16 protein-coding genes and 3 pseudogenes are annotated in these 24684 nt (G+C 61.8%); 9 read left to right on the forward strand and 10 right to left on the reverse strand.

The window, feature by feature from the left end; genetic code table 11:
- Positions 1–274: 274 nt before the first annotated feature.
- Entirely contained in the window at positions 275–4636 is a 4362-nt protein-coding gene (locus HAP41_RS36735; RefSeq protein WP_166084228.1) for a lipocalin/fatty acid-binding family protein, read from the forward strand.
- A gap of 59 nt (positions 4637–4695) precedes the next feature.
- Here HAP41_RS36735 and HAP41_RS36740 read toward each other — a convergent pair whose 3' ends face one another.
- The 5 genes from HAP41_RS36740 to HAP41_RS36760 all read right to left on the reverse strand — a co-directional run bounded on the left by HAP41_RS36740 (position 4696) and on the right by HAP41_RS36760 (position 11336).
- Complete coding sequence (locus tag HAP41_RS36740) at positions 4696–5433, reverse strand: class I SAM-dependent methyltransferase (RefSeq protein ID WP_071916254.1); 738 nt, start codon at positions 5431–5433, stop codon at positions 4696–4698.
- A 129-nt stretch (positions 5434–5562) separates the two neighbouring features.
- A complete protein-coding gene (locus tag HAP41_RS36745; protein ID WP_224580647.1) occupies positions 5563–6069 on the reverse strand; it encodes a serine O-acetyltransferase in 507 nt (168 codons plus the stop codon).
- A gap of 76 nt (positions 6070–6145) precedes the next feature.
- The gene (locus tag HAP41_RS36750) at positions 6146–7600 is read right to left on the reverse strand and encodes a lipopolysaccharide biosynthesis protein (RefSeq protein ID WP_166084206.1); all 1455 of its coding nucleotides are present in this window, start codon (positions 7598–7600) and stop codon (positions 6146–6148) included.
- A gap of 48 nt (positions 7601–7648) precedes the next feature.
- Complete coding sequence (locus HAP41_RS36755; protein ID WP_166084193.1) at positions 7649–8701, reverse strand: acyltransferase family protein; 1053 nt, start codon at positions 8699–8701, stop codon at positions 7649–7651.
- A gap of 88 nt (positions 8702–8789) precedes the next feature.
- Positions 8790–11336, reverse strand: a complete 2547-nt coding sequence (locus HAP41_RS36760) for an acyltransferase family protein (RefSeq protein ID WP_248577144.1) — start codon at positions 11334–11336, stop codon at positions 8790–8792.
- A gap of 347 nt (positions 11337–11683) precedes the next feature.
- On the opposite strand from HAP41_RS36760, the gene HAP41_RS36765 reads away from it, so the two are divergent.
- Positions 11684–13084 carry an O-antigen ligase family protein gene (locus HAP41_RS36765; protein ID WP_224580646.1) on the forward strand — a complete coding sequence of 467 codons (1401 nt, stop codon included), beginning with the start codon at positions 11684–11686 and terminating at the stop codon, positions 13082–13084.
- On the opposite strand, the gene HAP41_RS36770 is transcribed toward HAP41_RS36765, so the two are convergent.
- The gene (locus HAP41_RS36770; RefSeq protein WP_224580645.1) at positions 13081–13281 is read right to left on the reverse strand and encodes a hypothetical protein; all 201 of its coding nucleotides are present in this window, start codon (positions 13279–13281) and stop codon (positions 13081–13083) included. The genes HAP41_RS36765 and HAP41_RS36770 overlap by 4 nt on opposite strands.
- Positions 13282–13373: 92 nt before the next feature.
- On the opposite strand from HAP41_RS36770, the gene HAP41_RS36775 reads away from it, so the two are divergent.
- The 5 genes from HAP41_RS36775 to HAP41_RS36795 all read left to right on the forward strand — a co-directional run bounded on the left by HAP41_RS36775 (position 13374) and on the right by HAP41_RS36795 (position 18500).
- A complete protein-coding gene (locus HAP41_RS36775; RefSeq protein ID WP_224580644.1) occupies positions 13374–13775 on the forward strand; it encodes a hypothetical protein in 402 nt (133 codons plus the stop codon).
- 144 nt (positions 13776–13919) lie between these two features.
- Entirely contained in the window at positions 13920–14555 is a 636-nt protein-coding gene (locus HAP41_RS36780; protein WP_166084171.1) for a transglutaminase-like cysteine peptidase, read from the forward strand.
- 366 nt (positions 14556–14921) lie between these two features.
- The gene (locus tag HAP41_RS36785; protein ID WP_224580643.1) at positions 14922–15485 is read left to right on the forward strand and encodes a hypothetical protein; all 564 of its coding nucleotides are present in this window, start codon (positions 14922–14924) and stop codon (positions 15483–15485) included.
- A 20-nt stretch (positions 15486–15505) separates the two neighbouring features.
- The gene (locus HAP41_RS36790; RefSeq protein WP_166084152.1) at positions 15506–17716 is read left to right on the forward strand and encodes a GNVR domain-containing protein; all 2211 of its coding nucleotides are present in this window, start codon (positions 15506–15508) and stop codon (positions 17714–17716) included.
- A complete protein-coding gene (locus HAP41_RS36795) occupies positions 17700–18500 on the forward strand; it encodes a hypothetical protein (RefSeq protein WP_166084124.1) in 801 nt (266 codons plus the stop codon). The genes HAP41_RS36790 and HAP41_RS36795 overlap by 17 nt, the downstream gene beginning before the upstream one ends.
- A 12-nt stretch (positions 18501–18512) precedes the next feature.
- On the opposite strand, the pseudogene HAP41_RS36800 reads toward HAP41_RS36795, so the two are convergent.
- Positions 18513–18902: pseudogene (locus tag HAP41_RS36800) on the reverse strand (transposase); the annotation flags it as partial.
- Positions 18903–19078: 176 nt separating this feature from the next.
- Between HAP41_RS36800 and istA the strand changes: the two are divergent.
- Both istA and istB read left to right on the forward strand, forming a co-directional pair.
- Positions 19079–20620: an IS21 family transposase gene (istA, locus tag HAP41_RS36805; protein WP_166063394.1), complete on the forward strand. Its 1542-nt coding sequence runs from the start codon at positions 19079–19081 to the stop codon at positions 20618–20620.
- 16 nt (positions 20621–20636) lie between these two features.
- Positions 20637–21398, forward strand: coding sequence for an IS21-like element helper ATPase IstB (gene istB / locus HAP41_RS36810; protein WP_166063422.1), 762 nt, complete (start codon positions 20637–20639; stop codon positions 21396–21398).
- A 95-nt stretch (positions 21399–21493) separates the two neighbouring features.
- Here the strand turns inward: istB and HAP41_RS36815 are convergent.
- From HAP41_RS36815 to HAP41_RS36825, 3 genes and pseudogenes are all read right to left on the reverse strand, one after another.
- A pseudogene (locus HAP41_RS36815) lies at positions 21494–22056 on the reverse strand (IS630 family transposase); the annotation flags it as partial.
- Positions 22057–22473: 417 nt separating this feature from the next.
- Positions 22474–23699 (reverse strand): annotated as a pseudogene (locus tag HAP41_RS36820) (IS91 family transposase).
- A 20-nt stretch (positions 23700–23719) separates the two neighbouring features.
- Positions 23720–24580 (reverse strand): tyrosine-type recombinase/integrase, encoded by an 861-nt coding sequence (locus tag HAP41_RS36825; RefSeq protein ID WP_029085027.1) that lies wholly within the window; start codon positions 24578–24580, stop codon positions 23720–23722.
- Positions 24581–24684 lie beyond the last annotated feature (104 nt).

Genomic DNA, 24684 nt, shown 5'->3' on the forward strand with positions numbered 1-24684 from the left:
TTTCGATTAGGCACCGGCACAACATCGATCGAACATCGTCGTTGCATCGCCATTCGAACGTCACGCTGCAAGCACATTGCCGTGGTCTTCATCGATCAATCTCAGTCCACGCAGATTCGTGCGCTGTGGGCGTCGCGCAGGAAGCGTCGGTGAGAAAATCTCCGGGTGCTTCCATTTTTACCGATCTCACCAACTCGAAAAACAGAGATTGGCCGATACGACAGACGCAGGCGGCACCGAACTCTCGCGTTTCAGAAAAGGCTCCGAAATCCCGATGACTACCGCATCACCAGATCAGACGATCCTGTCGGCGAGCACCTTTGTCAATTCCATCGGCGTCAATGTTCACGTTGGATATTCCTGGGGCGCCTACGACAACCTCGCCCTCGTCGAGGACAATCTCAAATATCTCGGGGTGACGAAACTGCGGGGCGGACTCGCCACGAGCCCGGAAGCGCAACCGATCGTCGAGGGACTTGCGAAGGACGGTTACAAATTCGACCTCGTGGTTCCGTCGGGCGTTCCGGCCGGCGGCGCGGCGGCGCTCCAGTCTTATCTGGAATCCGTCAAGGAGTTCGCGGCCAGCCATCCCGGCAGCGTCATCGCGCTGGAAGGCCTCAACGAGGTCAACATCCAGGGCTTCAGCTATAATGGGAGCTCGAGCGTCTCGGCCGCAGCGCAGTTCCAGGCTGTCTATTACAGCGCCATCAAGGCGGACGCCGCGCTCAAGGACATCCCCGTCTACAACCTGTCGATCGGCTACAATGACTCGGCCGACTACGCCAATCTCGGAAACATGTCGGGGTCGACCGACTACGCCAACTCTCACGCCTATGTCAGCACCGGCCTGACACCCGAAACCGCCCTTGAGCAATTGCTCGGTAACGCCACGTCGGTCACCGGCGGCAAACCGGTCGTGATCACCGAGACCGGCTATACGACCAAGAGCGATACCCCGTATGTCGGCGCCAGCGAGAACGTACAGGCGAAATCGATCCTGAACACGCTGGTCGATGCCTACAAGGACGGCGTCAGCACCACCTATCTCTATCAATTGCTGGACGCCTCGGCGAGCAACGACCCTACGGATCCCGAATCGCACTGGGGCCTGTTCAACGCCGACGGAACCCCGAAGCTCGCGGCGACCGCCGTCCACAATCTGACGTCGATCCTGGCCGACGACGGCGAGGGCGGCCACACGCCGACTGCCTCGCTGAACTATACGCTCGACAACATGCCGGCGAGCGGGAACAGCATGGTTCTCGGCAAGAGCAACGGCGCCTATGAACTCGTGGTCTGGGCGGAACCCAAGGTCTGGAACGACGCTACCGACACCGAGATCGCGAATCCGACGACGTCGGTTACCGTCAACCTGGGCAGCGTCCACCACCTGATCAACGTCTATGACCCGCTGAAGGGCAGCTCGCCGATCGCGACCTACACCGACGTCAGCCAGATTGTGGTTCCGATCACGGACCACCCGCTCATCATCGAGATCGACGCTCCGGCAGGAGGCGGCACTGCACCGCCCGCCGTGACCGACGTCAGCGGAACCGCCGCCGACATCGTGTCGCAGATGTCCGACCTGAACGCCTCGGGTTCGCTTAAGACCATCACGCTCACCGACACCCACGTGCTTCCGGTCGCCTCCGATGCCACCATGGCGTACATGATCTCGCATTACGGGAAGGCGCTCGCAGCCATCCAGGGCTGCTACCAGTTCTCCATCACCAACTCGACCGACACCTGGAGCGTCACCAGGGTCTACGACTCCTCCGCAAAGCTTCTGTCGACCAGCACGTCCAACTTCACCGACGGCGTCATCACCAGCAAGGTGACGCTCAATACCGACGGCTCGTCGGAGAACATCGCCTATACCGGCGGCAAGATGGTGCGTGACGTCACCGTCTCGGCGATCGGCGACAAGGACACCAAGACCTACGATACGAGCGGCAATTTCATCGCGGATCTCGTCCAGAACAAGGATGGCTCGTCCTCGAACACGCTCTATTCGAACGGCGTCAAGACCAAGGTCTACGTCACCAATGCCGACCGCACCCACGACAACTACTATTACAACATCACCGGCCAGTCCTATACCACCGAGCACGACCAGCTCGATGCGGGCGGGAGGCTTCTATCAGTCGTCCGGATGCATGCCGACGGCTCCATGGCCTACAGCCAGGTCTACAACAGCGACGGCAGCAAGGTTACGACCCAGTACGACGCCACGGGCCACAAGACCTCTGTCGTCACCGTGACATCGACGGCGACCAGCACCGATTTCTACACCACAGCCGGCGTTCTCAAGCAGACCGTCGTGCAGACGACCTCCGGCAACGTGACCACCACGAACTACAATGGTTCGCTGCTGGTGTCCGTCTACGTCGTCAACGCCGACGGCTCGAAGGACTCCAAGCTGTACGACGCCAAGGGCGTCATCGCGAGCGACGTGGTCCAGAACGCGGACGGCTCGTCGTCGACCACGCTCTATGCGGCAGGCGTCAAGACCAAGGCCTACGTCACCAACGCGGACGGCAGCCGCGATAACTATTATTTCAACATCACCGGCCAGTCCTATACCGGCGAGCACGATCACCTCGACGCGAGCGGCAAGCTGCTGTCGGTCAGCCGCACCCATGCGGACGGCACCATGGCCTACAGCCAGGTGTTCAACAGCGACGGCAGCAAGGTCACGACCCAGTACGACTCGACCGGTCACAAGACCTCGGCCGTCACGATAACGTCGACGGCCACCACGACTAACTTCTATACGACCGCGGGCACGCTCAAGCAGCAGGTCGTGCAGACGACCTCCGGCAACGTGACCACGACCAACTACAACGGCTCGCTGCTGGCGTCGGTCTACGTGGTCAACGCCGACGGGTCGAAGGAGTCGAAGCTGTACGATTCCAACGGCATCATCGCGAGCGACCTGATCCAGAACAAGGACGGCTCGTCCTCGAACACGCTCTACACGGCCGGCGTCAAGACCAAGGTCTATGGCACCAATGCCGACGGCAGCCACGACAACTACTATTACAACATCACCGGCCAGTCCTATACCAACGAGCACGACCACATCGATCCGAGCGGAAAGCTGCTTCTGGTCAGCCGTACCCATGCCGACGGCTCGATGGCCTATAGCCAGGTGGTCAACAGCGACGGCAGCAAGGTCACGACCCAGTACGATTCCACAGGCCACAAGATCTCGGTCATCACCGTCACGTCGTCGGGTACGACGACCGACATCTACGATGCATCGACCGGCGCATTGAAGCAGGAGGTCTCCAAGACGAGCTCCGGCGACACCACGACGACGAACTACAACGGCGCAAAGCTGGCGTCGGTCTACGTGGTCAACGCCGACGGGTCAAAGGACACCAAGCTGTACGATTCCAGCGGGATCATCGCCAGCGACCTCATCCAGAACAAGGACGGTTCGTCCTCGAACACGGTCTACTCCGCCGGCGTCAAGACGAAGCTCTATGTCACCCATGCCGACGGCAGCCATGACAACACCTTCTACAACATCACGGGCCAGAGCTATACGACCGAGATCCAACACCTCACCGCCGCCGGCGCGCTTACGGCCCTGACCCGCCTTCATGCCGATGATACGCTTGCCTACAAGCAGGTGATCAAGAGCGACGGCAGCAAGGTCACCGACCTCTACGACAGCACCGGCCACAAGATGAGCGAGATCCTGAATGCCGCCGATGGATCGACCACGACGGACACGTACAACTCGTCGGGAGCTCTGGTCCAGGACGTTCACAAGACGGCGGGCGGCGACGTGACGACGACGAACTACGCGAACGGATTGAACTCGTCGATCTACGTCGTCAACGCCGACGGCACCAAGGAAACGAAGCTGTTCGACGGCAGCGGCAGTCTCACCAGCGACTACGTGCTGAACAAGGACGGCTCAAACTCGACCACCGTGTTCACGTCGGGCGTCAAGACCGCGGTCTACGCCAACAACGCCGACGGCTCGCACGACAACACGATCTACAACATCACCGGCAAGAGCTACGTCACGGAGCAGCAGCACATCGACGCCGCGGGCAAGATGACCTCGATCACCCGGTCGCACGCGGACGGTACGCTCGATTACACGCAGGTGGTCAAGGCGGACGGCAGCAAGGTCTCCGATGTCTACGACAGCACCGGGGTCAAGACGACCGAAACCATCAACAACGCCGATGGAACGTCCGACGTCTTCAAGTTCAAGGTCGCCGGCCTGCCGGGCGCCGTCGAGCACGACAGCTACAATACCAGCGGCTCGCTGCTCTCGATCGACGTCCTCAACACCGATGGGACCCACGCTGTCACGGCGGTGACTGCGGGACTGACACTGGCCGGCGGCAGCGGCAACGACGTCTTCTCCGCGGCGCCGGGCACGACCACCGTCATGTTCGACGGCGGCAACGACCAGATCAAGAGCTTCCACGCCGGAGCCGCGGCGAACCACGATACGATCGAAATCCTGAAATCACTGGTGGCCGACTACAGCCACCTGCAGATTTCGCAATCAGGTTCCGACACGCTGATCCAGCTCACCTCGGCCGATTCCATCCTGTTGAAGAATGTGAATTCGGCCAACCTGGATCACGGCAACTTCCTGTTCGTCTGACGCCGAACCAGCTGGCAGGTCCCCCTGCCAGCTGAACGGGGACGACGGGGGAAGCAAGGTCAGTGCGGCCGCGCGGGTGTGGCCGCACCGATGAAGATGATATCCTCGGCCAGCAGCGGAAGCCGCCGCAGCAGCATCGACTTCAGCTTTCCGGCGCGCATGAAGGTGGCCATCTTCACCTCGACCGGCGCATAGCCGGCGTCGATTGCGACCTTGGCGATGGTATAGGGCGTGAAGAAGAACCGGTGATCGCTGTTGATCGTCTCGACGTTCTTCAAGATGCCCTTGATGTTGCCACCCCTGAAGGCGTTCGGAACGGTGATCACGATCTGATCGACGACGTCGCCGTAATTCTCCCTGAAGCGCGACAGGAACGAGACCGGATTCGGAATGTGCTCGACGACTTCGCCAAACACGGCGATGTCGAACTTCCGGCCGGATATTGCATCGATCTTCTGGCCGGACGTCACGTCGCCCGCGACCATGTTGTCGAGCCCGGAAATCCGCGACGCCTCCCGCACCGCATCCGCATCGATGTCGACGCCGACGGTGTATTCGGAACACTCGGTGATCAGGCCGTGCAGCCAGTCCCGGTTGTCGATCTTTCGTTTGATGAGCGGCAGATGATCACAGCATCCGACATGCAGGACGCGCTTGCCCCGACAGATGTCCACGAGGACGTCGCATCTGTATTTGACGTCGCCATCGCCCCGATATTGTACGACGATGGTGTCTTTGAACTTCGAGCCGTCGAGATAGGGATAGACCTGCGAAAAATCGGTAATGATCGACGACATGGGCTTGCTTCCTGTGTCCGAGACGTTTCCGGACACAACTATACATGGCAAGCAATCAGAATTGTGACCGGGTTGAACCGGCGGACCAAACGCGGATCGCCGGGAACCTCGCCGTCGGTTCGCGGGCCGTCAGGCGCGCAGGCGACCTGGTGCTTCCGAGCGCACGATCCGCGCAGGTGCTCCCGCGGCGACGGAATGCGGCGGGACGTCACGCGTCACGACCGCGTTGGCGGCAACGTTTGCTCCCGCACCAATCGAAGTCGGGCCAACGATCACGGCACCGGTGTAGATGACGGCACCGTCGCCGATGGTCGGGCAACCCGGTTCATCCCAGGCACGCCGGCCGAGCGTGACGTTGTGATAAAGCATCACGGAGCGACCGATCCGCGCCCCCTCGCCGATCACGACGCCGGTCGGATGCGGCAAGATCAGCCCTGGACCGATCTCCGCGAGAACCGAGATGTAGCAGCCGCGCCGCATCAGCGCCCGCACGAGCAGCCAGGTGATCTGATGTCCCCAGCGGGTCTGGAATCGCAGCATCTTGGCGATGCGCCAGGTCGTGATCACGGCAAAGCCCGGGCTCGTCAGCATGGCGACGAAAGCGGCAGCCACACCGGACCTGCCGGTGTTTGCCATCAGGTCCTCGCGCCACGGAATTCCCGCTTGGGACTTGCCGCTCATTCCCCCAACTGATGACATCAAACGATCTCTACTAACCTGCCGAGGAAACATTCGCCTGGATCGACGGAACCGAGCCGCCGAGCAGCGATTGCATGCTGTTCCAGATGCGACGCCTGAATATCACGTAGCTGCCAAGCACGATCAGCGCATAGACGGCCGTCGCCAACAGCCAATGTGACAGGCTTGCGACGTCTGCCTTCGTGGCGACGAGTGCACACAATGCGCCGAGTGCGGTGGCGACGGTGGCCGGCATCAGGGCGCCCAACAAAGAGGCATAGGAGATCGCGCAGTTGCGGGCTCCAATCATCAGCATCAGGACGCAAACGAGGATCGATACGATCAGGTACACGACCGCCACGGCCGTGAGCCCGAACGGCAACGCCACGACAAAGGCGAGGATCATGCTGGCACTGTTGGCGGTGCTCACCCAGAACTGGAGCCGGGCCTTGTTGTGAGCGAGCAGAATCGGTCCGGCATAGGCCGCAATCGACTGCGCCGCGCCTGCCGGCGCAAGGATGGCAATCAGCGGCAGGACTTCCTGCCAATGCGGCGAGAGGAACGTCGCAACGGGATATTTCAGCCCGAACGTCAGGTAGATCATTGCCGGGAATGTGATCATCGCGGTCATGCCGAGCACCGCGCAGATCGCCGCCCTGCGCCGTTCCTGTTCCCGCTCGCCGTTCATCCGGCTCAGGGTGGCCATCAGAACGCCGCCGCCAGGCCACGACAGGATCATCAGCGGAAGCGTCATGAACTGGAAGGCGAGACCGAACAGACCGACCGCCGCTGCGCCCAGCTTGGCGCCGATCATGAGATTGCCGACGTTTCTCGCAGTGAAGTTGAGGACGTTCGAGGCCAGCACCCAACCGCCGAACGACAGCATCAGCGCGACGCCGCGCCATTTGAAGGACAGATGGATATGGCGCCTGGTGTTCACATAGAAGGCGACGGCGCGCACCGCCTGCATCAGGACATAGTATGCGATCAGCGCCCAGATCCCCCATCCGAGCAGGGCTCCGGCCACGCCCACCGTCGCGGAAGCCAGAGCCGCGCCGGCTTCGATCAAGGCGATGGTCTGATATTGCAGGGAGCGCTCCAGGACCGCGCGCGGCCCCATCGCGGAAATGGACAAGACGACCGAACCGGAGAGAGCGGCGAGCACGGATGGCAGCCCCTGCATGTCGACGGCAGCCCCCAGCGGCTTCGAGGCGGCGGCCAGCACCAGGGCACAACCAATCCCGATCGCGACCATCAGAGTCGTCGCCGCGCCGGCTTCCTCCCTGGTGAGCGACGTCCGCTGGATCATCGCGCTCGACAGCCCAAGGTCGGTCAGCATGGAGATGAAGGCGATGAAGGGCAGCGAAAACGCCACGAGCCCGAATTCCGTGGGCGTCACGAAATAGGTGATCAGCAGCGTGATGAGGAACTGAACGGCCGACTTCACGACGTTCACGCTCGACATCGAGAGCAGGTTCTTGATGATCATGACGTCTCTCGTACGTGATCCGGCTGAAACGATTGCGAAAGGACGCGCTCAGGCGACATAGCGAGCTTCACGGCGCACTCCAAACAACAGGCCCCGCAGCGCCGGATCGAGCAAGCGGCGGAGTCTCACTTCGATCAGCTCGTAACTGACAGTTCCCGCTATCAGTGCGGCAATCAGGCCGAGGCCCGCGAACCCGGCCCAGAGGAGCCAGAGATTGACGCCATGCGCGGCCAGCTTCACTCCGATGACCTGCAACGGAAATAGCGCAAAAGGGTGGACCAAATAGAGGCTATAGCTGATCTTTCCGAGGAACTGCAGGAATTTGCCGCTCAAAGCGACGGCAATACCGGAGTCCGGAGCAAGGACCATTCCAAACAGCAGCGCGCCCGGCAGCAGCCCGACCAGCGGATGCGCATATTCGATCGACACGTACATCGCGATCCCGCAAAGGATGCCCGCCAGCAATCCGGGCCAGCCGACGACGCGGATCCGCAAATCGATCAGGCTGAACAACAGCCCGACCAGAAAGAACGCGGCGATCGGCCGAAAGGCGATGCCCGCGAGACCGAGCAGGATGAACGGCGCCGCCAGCAGCCAGTTCCTCCGCCGCACCAACATCACGAAGATCACAGCGAACAGAATGTAGAACGCCCATTCGTAGCTCAGCGTCCACGCATTCTGCTGGCCGATCGGCAATCCCAGCGCGTCCGGCAGGAACGCCAGATTGACGAAGAACAGCTTGAGATAGGTCGGCAGGTCGATCCCCTTGAAGAACTTGTAGCCAACCAGAGGGCCTGCCGTGAACAGGATCAGGTGCAGGATCACGAACACCGGCAGGATTCGCAGGGCGCGATCGAGAAAGAACTTCCCAACACTGCGGTGACGCATCAGGCTCGCCGGAATCAGGAAGCCGCTGATCATGAAGAACAGCTGGACCCCGTGCCCGCCCATGTTGACCGTCGCTTCCAGCCACGGCCAGATCGGAGGCAGGAAGCCCGCCAGAAGCGGCATGTCCTGAAGATGGACGATCAGCACGGTGAGCGCGGCGACGCCGCGCAGCCCCTGGATCGCCTCCACGAAATTCTTGCTGTCTGCGCTCACCGCCGCGATCCGATATCAAGACGAAGGAAAGTTGCGGACCAGAGCCCGTGCTGCGCATTGCAGCTCATTGCGTACGGCAACATCGCAATCATGCCGGCCGAGAGACCAGATCGTCGACGTCAGGCGCGAGCGGCACCGCGTCCGCGACGGTCTCGTCACGTCTCTCTCGGGCGAAGACTTCGCTGAAGGCGACGCCGAGCATGATCAAGCCGCTTGCCGGACCATAGGCCAGCACGGTGATGGTGAAGAGGTTCATGGCGACCGCGAAAGACAGCTTGTAGATGTCCCTGGTCCTTGCGACCGCGAGGATGACCATGACCATGAACAACACGAAGATCGGCCCGAACATCAGGTAGGTGCCGAGGTAGAAATTATCCACCGGAACGTAATAGCTGAGCTTGTTCGAGAACAGCAGCTGCGGATAGTTGAAGCAACCGAGGCCGCAGCCGGTGAAGAAGCCGACCGGCATGAGCTCAGCCATGTAGACGAACGGCAACTGCCAGCTGTTGTTGACGCGGTCCTGCAGGCTGAACAGACCGCGCGACATGCTGACAAGCCCGTTGCCCGAGAACAGGGCGATCAGCACCGCAGGCACGAGGATCGACAGGAACGACAGCAGCGCCATGCGCCGGAGCATGGGAAACTTCTCACGCTCGGGAACGAGGCGAACGATGATCAGGCAAGCGACGTAGATCACCATCACGCCGAGCGAGGTCTTGTTCGTGGTCAATTTGATGGCGTAGAGACCGATGGGGGCCCAGAACAGGCACCACAGCAGGCTCCGGCGCACCGAGCTGATCGTGAACGAAATGAACACGAAGAATGCGGCCATCGTGCTGTCGGCGGCAAGTCCGGCGAGGCGCATCTCGGACGCCGACCACCACAGCCGCGTCGCCTGCCGCGTCGTGCCGAAAGTCTCGTAGGCATATCCCACCCAGGGCAACTGCATGCGGGACGACAATGTGATCCCGACGATCGTCAGGTAGAAGATCGGGTGAAGCCACCGCAGCAGTCGATCGTAGTCGCCGAAATTGCGCCCGCAGAAGCAGAAGCCGACGAACACCGGCGCGATCATCTTGAACGACGACATCATGCCGCTGAAATATCCCAGGAACACGTATCCGAGGTAAAGCGCAAAGCAGATGTAGAACAGCGTGAGGATCGCGACGAGGTTACGCCCCATCAGGACGTAGCGCTGAACGAAGGCAAAAATGCAGACCAGCGCGAAAATGTCAGGCAGGAACCACAGCGGGCTGATCTTGAGAACGGCCAGATAATAGCGCAGCGCGCCTGCGAGCGCATCGCGGTAGAAATAAAGCAAGAGCGCGATAGCCTCGAGACTGAAGAATGCACTGCCCTCCTGCTGGTGGTGCCGGGGCAAGGCCACCGGATCGACCATGCGCCAGTCCGACCTCGGTAGAGCCGAAGAGCTGCTGGACATGCCCGTCACTCCCGCGACCACAGCGGGAACGGCGCGGCGATTGAAAAGCCGAAGCACGAACCGCGACCCCGGCATCTCGACCCAGAGGTAGGTGAGGTTGGAGAGCACGAGCACGGTGGCCACGAAGACGGCGAGCAGCAGCGAGGCTGCTAGTCCGGGAAGAATGTTGTCCACGATTTGCAGGCGCCCGGTGCCGACGCCACGCGCGAAGTACTGGATGAGGACAAGTATCAGCGCATGCGTCATGTAGATCGAATAGGAGCGCTTGCCCAGCCAGACCAGCGGACGAACGGACAGCAGCTTCGGCAGGAGCCGCTCCGGAAACGCCATCAGCGAGCCCAGCAGAGCGCCGAAAACGATCGGCGCCACGAAGCTGAGCCGTTCGTCGAAGCCGACGACTGAAACCAGCACGATGGCGACGACGGCCACGCCGATCTGGCAGGCCGACTGAACGAAGGGGCTCACTGAACGACCTTTTCCCGAGACGAAACGAAGCGTGAGCACGCCGACGAAGAAGCCCAGGAAGCATCGGATGAAGGCGTTGGTCTGGAAGTCGAGCGTTTCATTCTTGAGCACGAAGATAATGAGAGCCGCGCCCATCACGGCCAGCACGGCGCTGAAAACATAGACGAGCTTGATGTAGCCAAGGCGCTGCGACAGGACGACGACGGCGCCAAACACGAGATAGGTGTAGAACTCCGCGCTGATGCTCCAGCTCGGGCCGTTCCAGCTCAGATAGTCGAGCACGCCCATAGCATGGAGTAAGAACACATTCGCGACAAACGAGTACACATTGTTAACCTGGAGATCCGCCGTCTCGTTGGTCGAGAAGTGCAGCAGGTCCAGTTCGGTGAGCGTGAGCCGCATCAGGCGAAACGCCAGAAACGCGAACAGCATGACGATGTGCAGCGGATAGATGCGCGCGATACGGCGCAAGGTGAAGGTCCGGAAGTCGAACGCGCGGAATTCCGACTGCACATAGCTCATCGAGATCACGATGCCGCTCAACACGAAGAACAAGTCGACGAAGAGCCAGGAATTGTGAAAAAACGCGACGTCGATCCAAGCGCGATGAGGCAGCGCAGCGGCGAGCGGATCCGATCCGACGAAGTGATGGACGACCACGCAGAGGGCGGCGAGGCCACGAACGCTGTCCAGCGGAACGTAGTGCGCCTTTGTTTGATGAGCTAGCACTTGATAGAGGCTCTACGATTCGACCAAAGCGAAATGCTGCGGTGCAATATAATGCCTCCACCGGGTGGTTTATTCAACTGAAAAGAGCCGCGAAGCGCCGATCTCGACCAGGACGGTGCACGACAGATGCGGCAGCAAGACGCCGGCCGGCATCTTTGCTCCGACGACATGCTCATAGACTTCAATTCAGCTTTCGTGAGGCAACGGGCATTGCGTTTGGAACAGATCAGGGCTGCACGCGCGAGCTGCGGCCTTGTTTGCAATGTTGCGAATGGCCATCAACGACCTAGCCTCGCATTAACTTGATCTCGCGCGAAGTTCTGATAGCTCCATCGAGGCTGAGTTGAATGACAGAGGGGCCTTTGGGCGCGATATCGCGATTTTTCGCCACAGCCGTGTTTGTGCTGGCGCCACTTCCGCTCGGATCCCTCGACCTCGCGTGGATTTGCTTCTGGAATTTTCTGCTCGTCTGCAGCCTGCTGACCGCCGATCTTTCGGCCGTGAGCCGTCGCAATGCCATGTTGCTCATTCCATTGGCAGTGGCGATCGCCGCGGTGGTTGTCATCGTGGCGTTGCAAACGTGGAGCGATCCGTCCAGTGAATCAGCAGCGGCCTGGGAACTGCCGCGGCGTTTTTTCGGCCTCGTGTTGCCTGACCGTCTCTCGGTCACCGCGCGCGGAACGTGGCTGGCGTTCGGATCGGTCTTGCTGCTGTCGCTCGCCTTCACGCGCGCCGTGATTCTTGCAAGCGATGCGGGAGCCGCACGCTCGCTGCTACGCATACTGGCATGGGCGGGATGCCTGTATGCATTGTACGGAATTCTGGCGGAGCTGATCGCACCGGACATGGTGCTGTTCAGGCAGAAAGAAGCCTACCTGGGCTTTGCCACAGGGACCTTCGTCAATCGAAACACGGCGGCGACGTTCTGGGGCAGCTGCGCCCTGCTGTTTCTGGTGCCGCTTCTGCGCACCATGCACCGCCAGGAAGGCGGGCCGCCGGAACAACCGGATTGGCGATCGCGGCTCGAGCAAATCCTCTCCGCGCCGGTGGCGCTCGGTGCGGGATTCGCGATCTGCACGATCGCGCTTGCCATGACCGGATCGCGGGCGGGTCTGCTGCTGTCGGTTGGCACGTTCGTGCTGGCCATCATCCTTTATCTCGTGCCGCTCGAGCTCGGCAGATCGCGGAAGTGGCTGGTCCTCGGCGGCTCAGCGGCAGCAGGGCTCGTGCTCTTGCAGCTCGTAGGCGGCCTCGTGGCGGGGCGAATCGTCGAACACGGGCTGATCGATCCGCAGCGGCTTGCTGCGTACCAGGCATCATTGGGGATCATCGCTGATCATCGGCTGCTCGGTGTCGGGCTGGGCAATTTCGAAGCTGTTTTTCCCGCCATCAGACCCGCAACGCTCGGCAGTCTCGGCATCTGGGACCGCGCTCACAGCACGCCGCTGGAAATTGCCGTCGAATTAGGCATCCCCGCCTTCGCCGTCATCGCGCTGGCCTGCCTCTGGTATCTTTACCATCTGTTTACCGGAAGCTTGCGCCGAAAACGCGACCGCTACATACCCGTGATCGGCGCCAGCGTCGCTGTATTGGGAGTTGCACATAGCTGCATCGATTTCTCGTTGCAGATACCCGGTTACGGCGTGTTTTTCGCAGCCATCGTCGGGTGCAGCCTCGCGCAATCGCTACCATCACAGATGCGAAAAGAACGTGGCAAATCCGTGCAAGTCGAGCTAAAGTCAAATTAATTGAAGTTTAAAGCCAAATTGATTGAAGTGGGCAGGGCAATGAGCTGGAATTCTGGTAGGCGCTTCACCGTGATCGTCGGAGCGCTGGCAATTTTCGCCGGAATGCCGGCAGCATTCGGCGCAACGGGCGTCAGCTCGGGCTGCGTTGCCAACACGGGCGTTGTTTCAGCCGAGCGCGCCACCGACTTTCTGGCCAATCCCGGCGGGCTGCTCGACCAGTTCAAGGACGGACAAGGCGGCCTCGCCTCGGCTGTGCGCGACCTCCTGACCGCGCGTCCCGAGACAGTCGATGGCATTGTCTCGCTGGCGAAGGCCAGCAGCACCGATCAAAAGCCGCGCCATCGGCGCTGGTCTCGGCACCGCCGCTTCGGTTTGCGTCCTGTCGCAGCCCGGCGTTGCCCAGCTGATCCAGGAGGCGGTTCTCAAGACCGAGAATCCCGACCTGATCCAATCGTTCACCAGCATCACCGGCGATATCCCGACCGAAGCGACCAACGGCGCCGATCCGACGGGCGAGACCACAGCCGGCGGCGGACCTGGTTCGACCGCGGCGGAGGCACGCGGTGGCGGAGCAAGCTCGACCGCACCCACGGTCGTGAACCAGAGCGGGCCCGGTGCGGCGTCACAGACGCAGACGCTGTTTGCGGCGACGTCGACCGCCGTTCTGACCTCGGTAAGCCCGTCGCGCTGACGGCTGGAACCGTTAACCACCCCTCCCAGGCCGGTCCCGTGACCGGCCTATTTAGCTACAATTGTAAATTTCCGCGGAACCAAAGCTCAAATCGTTTGTGAGATACCCGTAGCGTCAAAAAAGAAAACGCGAGACGGGGATGTCATGAGCTGGATTATCAAATCGCTGGTCGGGATCGCGTCGACCGGCACCGCCGCCAAGGCCGAGATGTTGAACGACAGTTCGCTCAATCAGGCGAAGAGCGCGTTCATCCGCGAGTACGACAATGCGCTCGCGCCGCTGCAATTCGTCAAGTTCTGCATGAACAACGACGGCGAATGCGCGAGCGACGCCGCCGACCGGACACTGCCTTCGGGCGACCGGGCGATGAGCATGCTGCGCGAGGTGAACAGCTCGGTCAACGCGTCGATCACACCGATGCAGAAATCGACCAATCCGACGGTGGCGCGCTGGAGCCTTTCGCCGTCCGCCGGCGATTGCAACGACTACGCGGTCACCAAGCGTCATCAACTGATCGAGATGGGCTGGCCCAAGTCGGCACTGCGCCTCGCAGTGGTCCTGACAAATGGCGGCCAGGGCCATCTCGTGCTGGTGGCGCGACTTGCCGACGGCGACTTCGTCCTGGACAATCTTTCCGCTTCGGTGCGCCCCTGGAACGCCGCGGATTACGAGTGGATCTCAATGCAGTCCGGCGGAAATCCGCGCTTCTGGGTCGCGATCGGCGAGCATGGCGAGCGCCTGCGCGCCACGCGTCTCGCGATGTTGCGGACCTCCGAATAGACCGCGCGAAGTTTCGCTCTACCGCCCTCAATCGCAGGTTGCGACAGGCGCGAGGCGATGGTCTGCCAGACCGTCCCTCGCGCCTTTGCCTTGGCATGGTGCTTGCCTAAAATTCGTGCTTATCGCATACGAGCGCGCGCAACCATTCGCCGAATCCGCGCCTTGATCGCAGCAAGAATTTCGTTCATGCGAAACGGGGATGCAGAGCGGGCAAGGATGGCAATTTGGTCCGTACTGGTTTATATTTTGCGCCGCACAAGAATTTGACATAGTTTTGGGTCATCAAGGACCTAGGGCCTAAATCCATACGTCATCGCTAGTTTGCAACGAGATATGAGCGCGATCCTAATCAAACTCGATAGCTTGTTGCGTGGCTCCCTGCCGGTTTTACGGATCGCGGCAGTGATCGCCGTTGCCGTGTCTGCGACGCTGTCGGCGCCGGCACAGGCTCAATGCGTCGATCGCGCCGAACGAGCGCCGTCGTCCGCGGTCAGCGCATTCGTCTCGGACCCCTCGGTTTTGTTGCGACAGTCGAAGAACGACAGGGACAAGCTTTCGGGCCGGCTCACCGGATTGCTGGTGACCGACATAGCCGCGCTCGATCCGGTTCGGGACATGCTGCGCCAGGCGAGCCAGGCCGACCGTGTCGCAATCGGCGCCGGGCTTCACCGTGCCGAAGAGCGCTGCATCGCGACCAAGCCCGACGTCGCGCGCCGGATCAGCGAATTCGTTGCCAAGCTGCACGACGGGTCCGTCCTCAAAGGATATCTCACGGATGAGGACGCAGCGGCTGCGCCCGTTCCGGGAAGCCCGGCTCCCGCCACGGCCAGCAATGCACCGGCGGGTCCGGGTGCAAGCGCCGGTCTGATGTCGGGTGAGTGGAAGACCGAACTCGCCGACCCGTTCAAACCCGTTCCCCTTCCCGAGTGACAACCTCAAGATTCCCAGAGATGTTTCAGCCACGAGATCAGTTTCCGCAACGCCCGAGATATGCCATCGAGGTCGGTGGCACGACGCTCAGCGCCGAGCGCGCTCTGGACATCGTACGCCGCCAATGGCCGCTAATCGTCGCCATCGTGGCCGGTACGCTCGCGATCGTTCTCGTCTACCTGATCGTGGCAACGCCGATGTACACGGCAAATGCGCGCATCCTGATGGACACGCGTCAAACCCAGGTGCTGGACAAGGACAGCGGAACCGCCAACGCGCTGATCGACCCGGGCTTCGTCGACAGCCAGGTCGAGATTCTCCAGTCTGACGACCTCCTCCTGTCGATCGTCCGTCGCCTGAAGCTCACCGAGGATCCGGAGTTCAACGGCTCGGATCCCGGGTTGATTCCGCTGGTCATCGGCAAGGTCATCTCGATGTTTGGGGCGGACGGTCCTCCGAGCAAAGAGCGGGTCGAGCGCGGTGCGGTCGAGCTTCTCCAGAAGAACCTTAAGGTCGAGCGCGTGCTGACGACCTATGTCCTCTCGATGAACTACCGTTCGATCGATCCGAACAAGGCTGCGCAGATCGCCAACGCGATTGCGGACGCCTACATCGTAGGCGCGCTGGAGGCGAAATATCAGTCGACCAAGCGCGCCGGCGAGTGGCTTCAGCAACGCAGCGCCGAGTTGCGTGAACAGGCGACGGCGAGCGACCGCGCCGTGCAGACGTTCAAGGCGCAAAACAACATCGTGGGCACCAGCCGGGGCCTGATGAGCGAGCAACAGCTTGCGGACGTCAACTCTCAGCTTATTGCCGCTCATGCCGCGACCGCCGAGGCCAAGGCCCGCCTCGACCGGATCGAGGCGCTGCTCGACAAGGATCTCGTGCAGCCGACCGTGACGGACGCACTCAACAACACGGTGATCACGCGCCTGCGCGCCCAATATCTCGACCTGGCGGCGCAATATGCCGACTGGTCGAGCCGTTACGGCAAGACCCACCAGGCGGCCGTCAACCTCGCCAACCGAATGGAAGAGCTGCGCAAGGCGATCGCGGACGAGGTCCGTCGTATCGCGGACGCATATCGCAGCGAGTACGAGATCGCCAAGAGCCGCGAGACGGCGCTTGAGGAGAATCTCAAGAATCTCGTATCCCAGGCCGGCAGCACGAGTCAGGCGCAGGTCAAGCTGCGCGACCTCGAAAGCGCGGCGGATACTTATCGTAACCTCTACAACAACTTCCTAGAGAAGCTGCAGAACGCGACGCAGAACCAGAGCTTCCCGATCAGCGAAGCGCGCATCATCGGCACGGCCGTCAAACCCGACAAGAAGAGCTCGCCCAAGACGCTGCTGGCGCTGGTCGGCGGCCTGCTCGGCGGTCTCTGTTTCGGCTTCGGGGCAGCCTTCACGAAGGAACTGATGAGCGACGTGCTGCGATCTCCGAGCGACGTCGAGGATCAGCTCGGGGTGAAATGCCTCGGCGTTCTTCCCGACATCCGCGCGGCGAGGGCTTCGGCAGATCATCCGGAAGGAAACATATCCAGCTACGTCGTCGAGCACCCGTTCTCGCGGTTCGCGGAGACGCTGCGGAACATCAAGGTGTCGATCGACGTCGCGCGCCTCTCGCGCGAGGTCAAGATCATTGGAATCCTGTCGTCCTTGCCGAAAGAGGGAAAAACGACGGTTGCCGCCAATTTCGGTCATCTGACCGCGTTGACCGGACATCGCACGCTACTGATCGATGGCGACCTCCATACCCGCTCGCTGACGAGGGCGCTGGCCCCCCATTCCAAGACCGGCCTGGTCGAAGCCCTCAAGGATCCGCGCTCGTTCGGCTATCATATCCAGCGCAGCAAGGAGAGCGGGCTCGACTTCCTGCCCTCCGTCGTCGCATCGCGCATGGTGAACTCGGCGGACGTCATCGCCTCCAAGTCGATGGCTGACCTGCTTGCAGTGGTGCGCGAGGAATACGAATACATCGTCATCGATCTGGCGCCGGTGATGCCGGTCACCGACGCCAAGGCTGTCAGCCATCTCGTCGATGCGATGGTTTACGTCATCGAGTGGGGCCGTACGACCCGCAACGCGCTCCAGGAGTCGATGGCGAGTTCCGAAGGCATTCAGAAGAAGCTTCTGGGCGCCGTGCTCAATCGCGCCAATCCGAAGATGCTCAAGAGGATCGAGGCGTATAAGGGCTCGCACTACAACAGCTACTATGTCGAGGGAGCCTAGCGCCACCGAGCCGGCGGCACAGGCAACGGGGATCGCCTATCGCTGGCTTCTGCGCGGCTCGACCATCGCGCTTGCCGCAGCCGCGCTGGGGTGGATCGCGGCTATCGCCCCGGATGTGACCAATCCCGCGGTTCCGCAGATTGCAGGACGTGTCGCGCGCGGCGAGCGATATGAAGTCGATCGCCTGAGACGGATCGTATCGGACAATTTGCCATCCGCCCGTCGCCTGTGCAGCGCCAAGACGCTGCGCGAACTCCTGCTGCTCCAGCTCGCAATCGCCGACGAATCGACACGCGCAGGCGACCTGAAGCAGGCCGACCTCGATGCAGACGCCGTCGCGTCGACGAGCCGTGCCTTGCTGGCGTGCGCGCCGACTGAAGGACTGGGCTGGTTCGGCAGCTACTGGGCCGAAATTCGCCAGGCCGGCTTTGGGCCGCGAACGGCAGAACTGCTGGGTCTTTCCTATCGCTTCGCGCCACACGAGGCCTGGCTCCAGCTCATCCGCGCGCCACTGGCGCTTCGCGCCTTCAATGCGGCCTCGCCCGAGCTCAGGGATTACGCCACCCAGGACTTCGCGGATATCTTCCAGGCCCGCCTGTTCCCAAGCGCAGTTACGTTCTATCAGGCGGCAGGCACTGAGGCGCGCGCCGCGCTGCTCGAACGTACCTGCACCGCGCCGGAAGCCGATCGGGAACTGTTCTCGCATTTCGTCGCGGAGAAAGGCCTGCGAATTCGCCATCGCTGTTATCCAGCCGATGGCGATGGCTTTCGCATGAGCCGCTAGAGCGTTTTCCGATCACGTTGCGTCGTAACCAGCCGCGACGAGATAATTTTGACATTCCTCGGGTGAGAAGCGTTTGAGAGCGTTGGCGATTGCTTGCCAGAGATCGGGCATGGTGCGGGCTGCGGCGGCCCGCAACAGCGCTTTCAGTTTGGAGAAGGCCATTTCAATCGGGTTGAAGTCTGGACTGTAGGGCGGAAGATAGAGCAGGCTAGCTCCGACCGCCTGGATGGCCTCTCGAACGCCATGGACCTTGTGAGCGGGCAAGTTGTCCATGATAACGGTATCGCCCGGCCGCAGCGATGGGGCGAGCAATTGCTCGACGTAGGCCAGGAAAGCGTCGCCATCCATTGGACCGTCCAGAACAAGCGGCGCGATCAGACCGTCGGAGCGCAATCCAGCGGTGAATGCATGTTTCGCGGGATCGTGAGCACGGATTTCAGGGGATCGTGAGCAGAGATTTCAGACGATCGTGAGCACGGATTTCGCGGGATCGTGAGCAGCTTTTCAGCAACTCAGCCCGCTTCGGCCGACAACTCAACCGGCTTAGGAACTGCCTCGTCAGTGAACGAGGAAGGCCGATGCCCACCCAGAGATTGTCGATGCGCCGGATCAAAGAGGTTCTCCGCTTAAAACATGTTCAAGGCTTGCCGGAGCGAGCCATCGCGCGCACCTTGGGCATCAGCAACGGCGCCGTGCACAGCTATCTACGCCGAGCCGGGGCTGCCGGGCTGAAGTGGCCGTTGCCGGCCGGAATGAGCGACGAGGACCTGGAGCTGCTGCTTTTCCCGGCGCCGAGGCCTGCGTCGCAGAGCCCCCAGCGGGCCGTTCCCGACTGGGGCTATGTCGACAAGGAGCTGCGCCGACGCAACGTGACCCGTCGGCTGCTGTGGGACGAGTATCGCGCCACCCATCCCGATGGCTTCGGCTACACCTGGTTCTGCACGACGTACGAGGCCTGGAAGGGGCGAGCCCGGCCTTCGATGCGGCAGACGCATCTGGGCGGCGAGAAGGTTTTCGTGGATTTCGCCGGCGACACCATCGACGTCATCGATCCCTCAAACGGGGAAGTGCAGTCGATGAAGCTGTTCGTCGCGGCGATGGGCGCCTCCAACTATACCTATGCCGAGGCCTGTCCAAGCGAGGGGCTCGCCGACTGGATCCGGGTCCACATCAATCTTTTCGCCTTCCTCGGCGGCGTGCCGACATTCGTAGTCTGCGACAATCTCAAGGCCGCCGTCACCAATCCCGACCGCCACGATCCCGGCCTCAACCGAACCTATGCCGAGATGGCGAGCCATTACGGCACGGCCATTCTCGCAGCCCGGCCGCGGCGCCCAAAAGATAAGGCAAAGGTCGAAGTTGCGGTGCAAGTCGCCCAGCGATGGATTCTGGCGCGGCTGCGCAACCAACGCTTCTTTTCGTTGGCGGAGCTGAACGCAGCCATCAAAACACTCGTCGTCGAACTCAATGCAAGGCAGATGCGCGACTTTGGCGCCAGTCGCGCCGAACTGTTCGCCGAGCTCGACAAGCCCAAGCTTACAAAGCTGCCGGACCAGGCTTACGCTTTCGCACGCTGGAAGCGATGCCGGATCGGCCCCGACTATCATATCGAGATCGATGGACACTGGTATTCCGCGCCGTATCGGCTCATCCGTGAGCTTGTCGACGCACGCATCGATGACAGAACGGTCGAGATCTTCCACAACGGCCGCAGGATCGCCAGCCACGCCCGCGCGCCCAACCGGCGGGGCCACACCACCATCGCCGACCATATGCCCAGCGCCCATCGGCGCTACGGTCAATGGACGCCCGCCGGAGTGATCGTCGCCGGCGAGCGGATCGGTCCGTCGACCGCCGCCTTCTTCCAGGCCGTGATCGCGGCCCGGCCGCATCCCGAGCAAGGCTTTCGCACCTGCCTCGGCATTCTGTCACTGGTCAAAAGCTACAGCGCGGAGCGCGTCGAAGCGGCCTGCCGGCGCGGCATTCTGATCAAGGCGCGATCCGTCGCCTCGATCCGCTCCATCCTCCAGAACGGTCTGGATCGTACCTTTCTCGACGAGCCCTCCGAACACCAACCCCTGCGCCACGGCAACATCCGCGGCCGCGATTATTTTCACTGAAGCCAAGGAGACCTGTATGCTCAACCATCCCACCCACGAACGCCTGATCGAGCTCGGCTTGAGCGGCATGGCCAAGGCCTTCGAGGAGCAGCGACGATCGCCTGATCTCGAAGCCTTGCCGTTCGAAGATCGCATCGGCCTGCTGGTCGACCGGGAAGCGGCGGAACGCGACACCAGGCGGCTCACCACGCGCCTCAAGCTGGCCTCGCTCCGCCAGAATGCCTGCGTGGAGGACGTCGATTTGCGCACGCCGCGGGGTATCGACCGGGCCGTCTTCGCCAAGCTCGCCAGCGGCGACTGGATCGATCGCCACGAGAATTTGCTCATAACCGGGGCGACCGGATTGGGCAAAAGTTGGTTAGCCTGTGCCCTCGGCCACAAGGCCTGCCGAGATAATCGCTCGGTCCTCTATCACCGCGTCCCAAGATTGTTCGAAGCGTTGGGGCTCGCGCGGGGCGATGGACGTTATGCCCGCTTGCTCAAAACCCTTGGCCGCGCCCAGGTTCTGATTTTGGATGATTGGGGATTGTCGGTGCTCACCGCTGCCGAGCGGCGCGATCTACTGGAAATCCTTGACGATCGCCATGGCCGCTCCTCCACCATCGTAACCAGCCAACTCCCTGTGGACACATGGCACGAAGTTATCGGAGATCCCACGCTAGGCGACGCGATTCTGGATCGCCTCGTCCACAACGCTCACCGCCTCCAGCTTGCTGGCGAAAGCATGCGAAAACGCAACGCCAAAACCATCACCCTTGACGAGCAGCCAGAACGCTGACCCTATCACCGCCTCGGCCGGAGCGAGGCTGCTCACGATCGTCTGAATTCGGCGCTCATGATCGCGCGAAATCGCTGCTCACGATCACTGAAATATGCAGTGAACGTCGTCGTCTTCCAATGTCCGTGTGGGATAGCTGCACGACATCGCTCGCCGCGTGGCGAGCGGCCGTAAAGCCGCGCCATTTTGGTGTTGGCGCTGGTTTCGTCGATGAAGACGAGACGCTCAGGGTCAAGGTCGATTTGCCCTTCGAACCACTCCTCACGTGCGGCATTTATATCGCCGCGCCGTTGCTCGGCGGCGTGCGCTGTCTTTTTTTAAGTGTGATCTTTCTGCGCTGGAAAAAACGCCAGAGCGACGCGATGCCAGTCGATATTCCACGACGTTTCAACAGTTCTCGCAACTCGGCAAGCGTGATATCCGGCCTCGCTGTCACCGCCTCCAGAATCAATTGCGAATGCGCTTCGATGCGCTGCGATTTGCGGTCACCGCCCTGGCGTTTAGGAACGATGTCGCCAACTTTCTTGAGGCGACCGCGCCAGCGGATTGCACTGGCCGCGCTGACACCAAAGCGCTCAGCAGCCTGTCGACAGGACATGCCACCGTCAATCGCGGCTACCACCCTTTGGCGAAGATCAACCGAAAGCGCCCTGGCCATACATGCTGGCCTCCCTCGCCAGCATGCAGCTTGAATCTGACTCGCGCCGTTTTGGGATCTGGAGGGTTCTGTGAGGTCGCGCTCACGCGAGGGCGCGGCAGGCGCTTATGACGCGACCTCATTGAAGCCGGATTGAACGAAGGCGCGGGAGGCTATTCGCGGTTTTGCAGCTATGGGGATTGTTCGAGATCGCCATGCCCGATCTGCTGGCTCGGCGCGTGAGGCAGAGACACAGGAGTGCGCATCCTGGAAGAGTTGAGATCAGACGCGCTTCGCCTGAGATCGCGATAGGCCTTTTGCTGCATCGGACGGTTGTTGTCGCGCAGTGTGACAGCACGGATTCGACATCGTCCGCGATGATCGAGACGCTGGGAGCGAAATGACGAATGATGATCGTCGTGCACGACATGACTTGGCTCACGATGTGTCGCATCGGAACGGTGATGTTCGAGGGCTGGGGCGTCTGAAGCTATGTCGAAAGCGCTCAATGATGCGCATGACGCCACCACAATCGGGACAGGCAGGAACCTCGGCCCAGGTTTGAGCCTCCGAATCACAGGCGACGGCTGGCCATCGTTTGGGGCTGTTCGCTCATGATCGAGAAGTTCGCGGCAAAGGGCGAGCTTGGCAGCGCGATGGCGGTTGGCCATGAAGCCGAAGTGGCGGATGCGGTGGAAGCCGTCAGGCGGCGTATGAAGCAGGAAACGGCGAATGAACTCATCGGGCTTGAGATTCATGATCTTTGTCGCGCTGTTTTGGCGATAGTCCTTCCATGAGAAGGCGACATGATCGTCGTCGAGTGCGACGAGCCGGCTGTTGGCGATCGCGACGCGATGGGTGTAGCGGCCGAGATAGGCCAGGACCTGTGCGGGTCCGCCGAAGGGCCGCTTGGCGTAAACAACCCAGTTGATGCGTCGCATGGCGTCGAGGTGGGCCGCAAAGGCAGCCGGCTCGGCCAGAGCTCCGAGATCGCCGAAGAAACGCAAGGCACCGGAGTTGAAGGCTGCCGACAGACGTTTGAGAAAAAGTGTGCGAAATAGTCTGGACAACGGTTTGACGGCCAGGAAGAAGTTCGGTCGGCAAGCGGTCCAGCGCGCGCCATCGGGCGAGAGGCCGCCACCCGGAACGACGCAATGGACGTGGGGATGATGCATCAGCGTCTGTCCCCAGGTGTGGAGGACGGCGACGCCGCCGATCGCACCGCCGAGCCGGCGTGGATTGGCGGCGAGCGTCGTCATCGCCTCGGCGGCAGCCTTGAACAGGATGGCATAGACGACGGCCTTGTTCTGGAAAGCGATCGCGGCGATCGGTGCGGGAAGTGTAAAGACGACGTGGAAATAGGGAACCGGAAGCAGGTCGGCTTGACGCGCGGCGAGCCACGCGGCTCGGGCTCTCCCCTGACACTTCGGACAGTGCCGATTGCGGCAGGAATTATAGGCAACGCGTGTCGTGCCGCAGTCGTCGCAAGCCTGCATGTGGCCGCCGAGCGCCTCGGTCCGGCACGCAACGATCGCGCTCATCACGCGCCGCTCGACCCGCCCCAGATGACCGGCATGTACACGGCGATAGGCGTCGCCATGCCGGCGCAGAATATCGGCAATCTCGATGGCGGGCCTGTTGGAGCGGATGTCGGAGCGGGTCATGACCCGCATCCCGCTGCGGGTCATCCAGGTGGCGTCACCTCCAGCGACAGGCGATCGAGCGGGCTCTGCGTCGCTCGGATCGTATCGGTGGCGACCTGCGTGTAGCGCGCTGTCGACGACAAATTATTGTGCCCGAGCAAGACCTGGATGATCCGGATATCGGTTCCGTTCTCGAGAAGATGTGTCGCGAAGCTGTGGCGCAGCGTGTGCAGCGTGACGCGCTTGGTCAGGCCCGCAGCCTTCACCGCCGACCGGCAGGCGGCATGCAGCACGGTCTGATCGATCGGATGATCTTCGTCACGACCAGGGAACAGATAAAGCCGCGGCCGGGCGAGCCGCCAGTAGGTGCGCAGGATGCCCAGCAGCTGGGGCGACAGCATCACGTTGCGATCCTTCGCGCCCTTGCCGTGGCGCACCTGGATGACGCCGCGGGCGCTGTCGATGTCTTCGATCCGCAGTCCCGCAACCTCCGAGGCCCTGAGCCCGGCCGCATAGGCGGTGGTGAGCGCGGCGCGGCTCTTCAGGCTCGATACCGCTTCAAGAAACTGAACCACTTCGTCGGCGCTGAGAACGACCGGCAGCTTGCGCGGTTCTCGCGCATAGGGAATGCGCTCTGGGATGAGCGCCTCGCCGAGCGTGACGCCGTAGAAAAACCGTAGCGCACAGACGATCTGGTTCAGCGCCGGCCATGAGATGCCGGTCGAGACCAAATGCACCTGGAAGGCGCGGACGTCTTCCAGCTCTAACCGGTCAGGCGATCGGCCAAAATAGCGGCTGAACTTCGAAACCGCGCTGATGTAGGATCTTTGCGTCGCCGGCGACAGATTGCGGACGGTCATGTCTTCGATCATGCGGCGGCGAAGAGGGCTCAAATCGGCCATCTCGATACTCCTGTCTGAGGGGGTGGGCTCCAACACCCACATCCTCTCAGCCAGGAGGCGATCTATGCCACCTTGCCCCCTACGCCGCGGCAGCGGCTTCGTTC

It is taken from the genome of Bradyrhizobium barranii subsp. apii (assembly GCF_011516635.5).
Lineage (GTDB): Bacteria > Pseudomonadota > Alphaproteobacteria > Rhizobiales > Xanthobacteraceae > Bradyrhizobium > Bradyrhizobium barranii.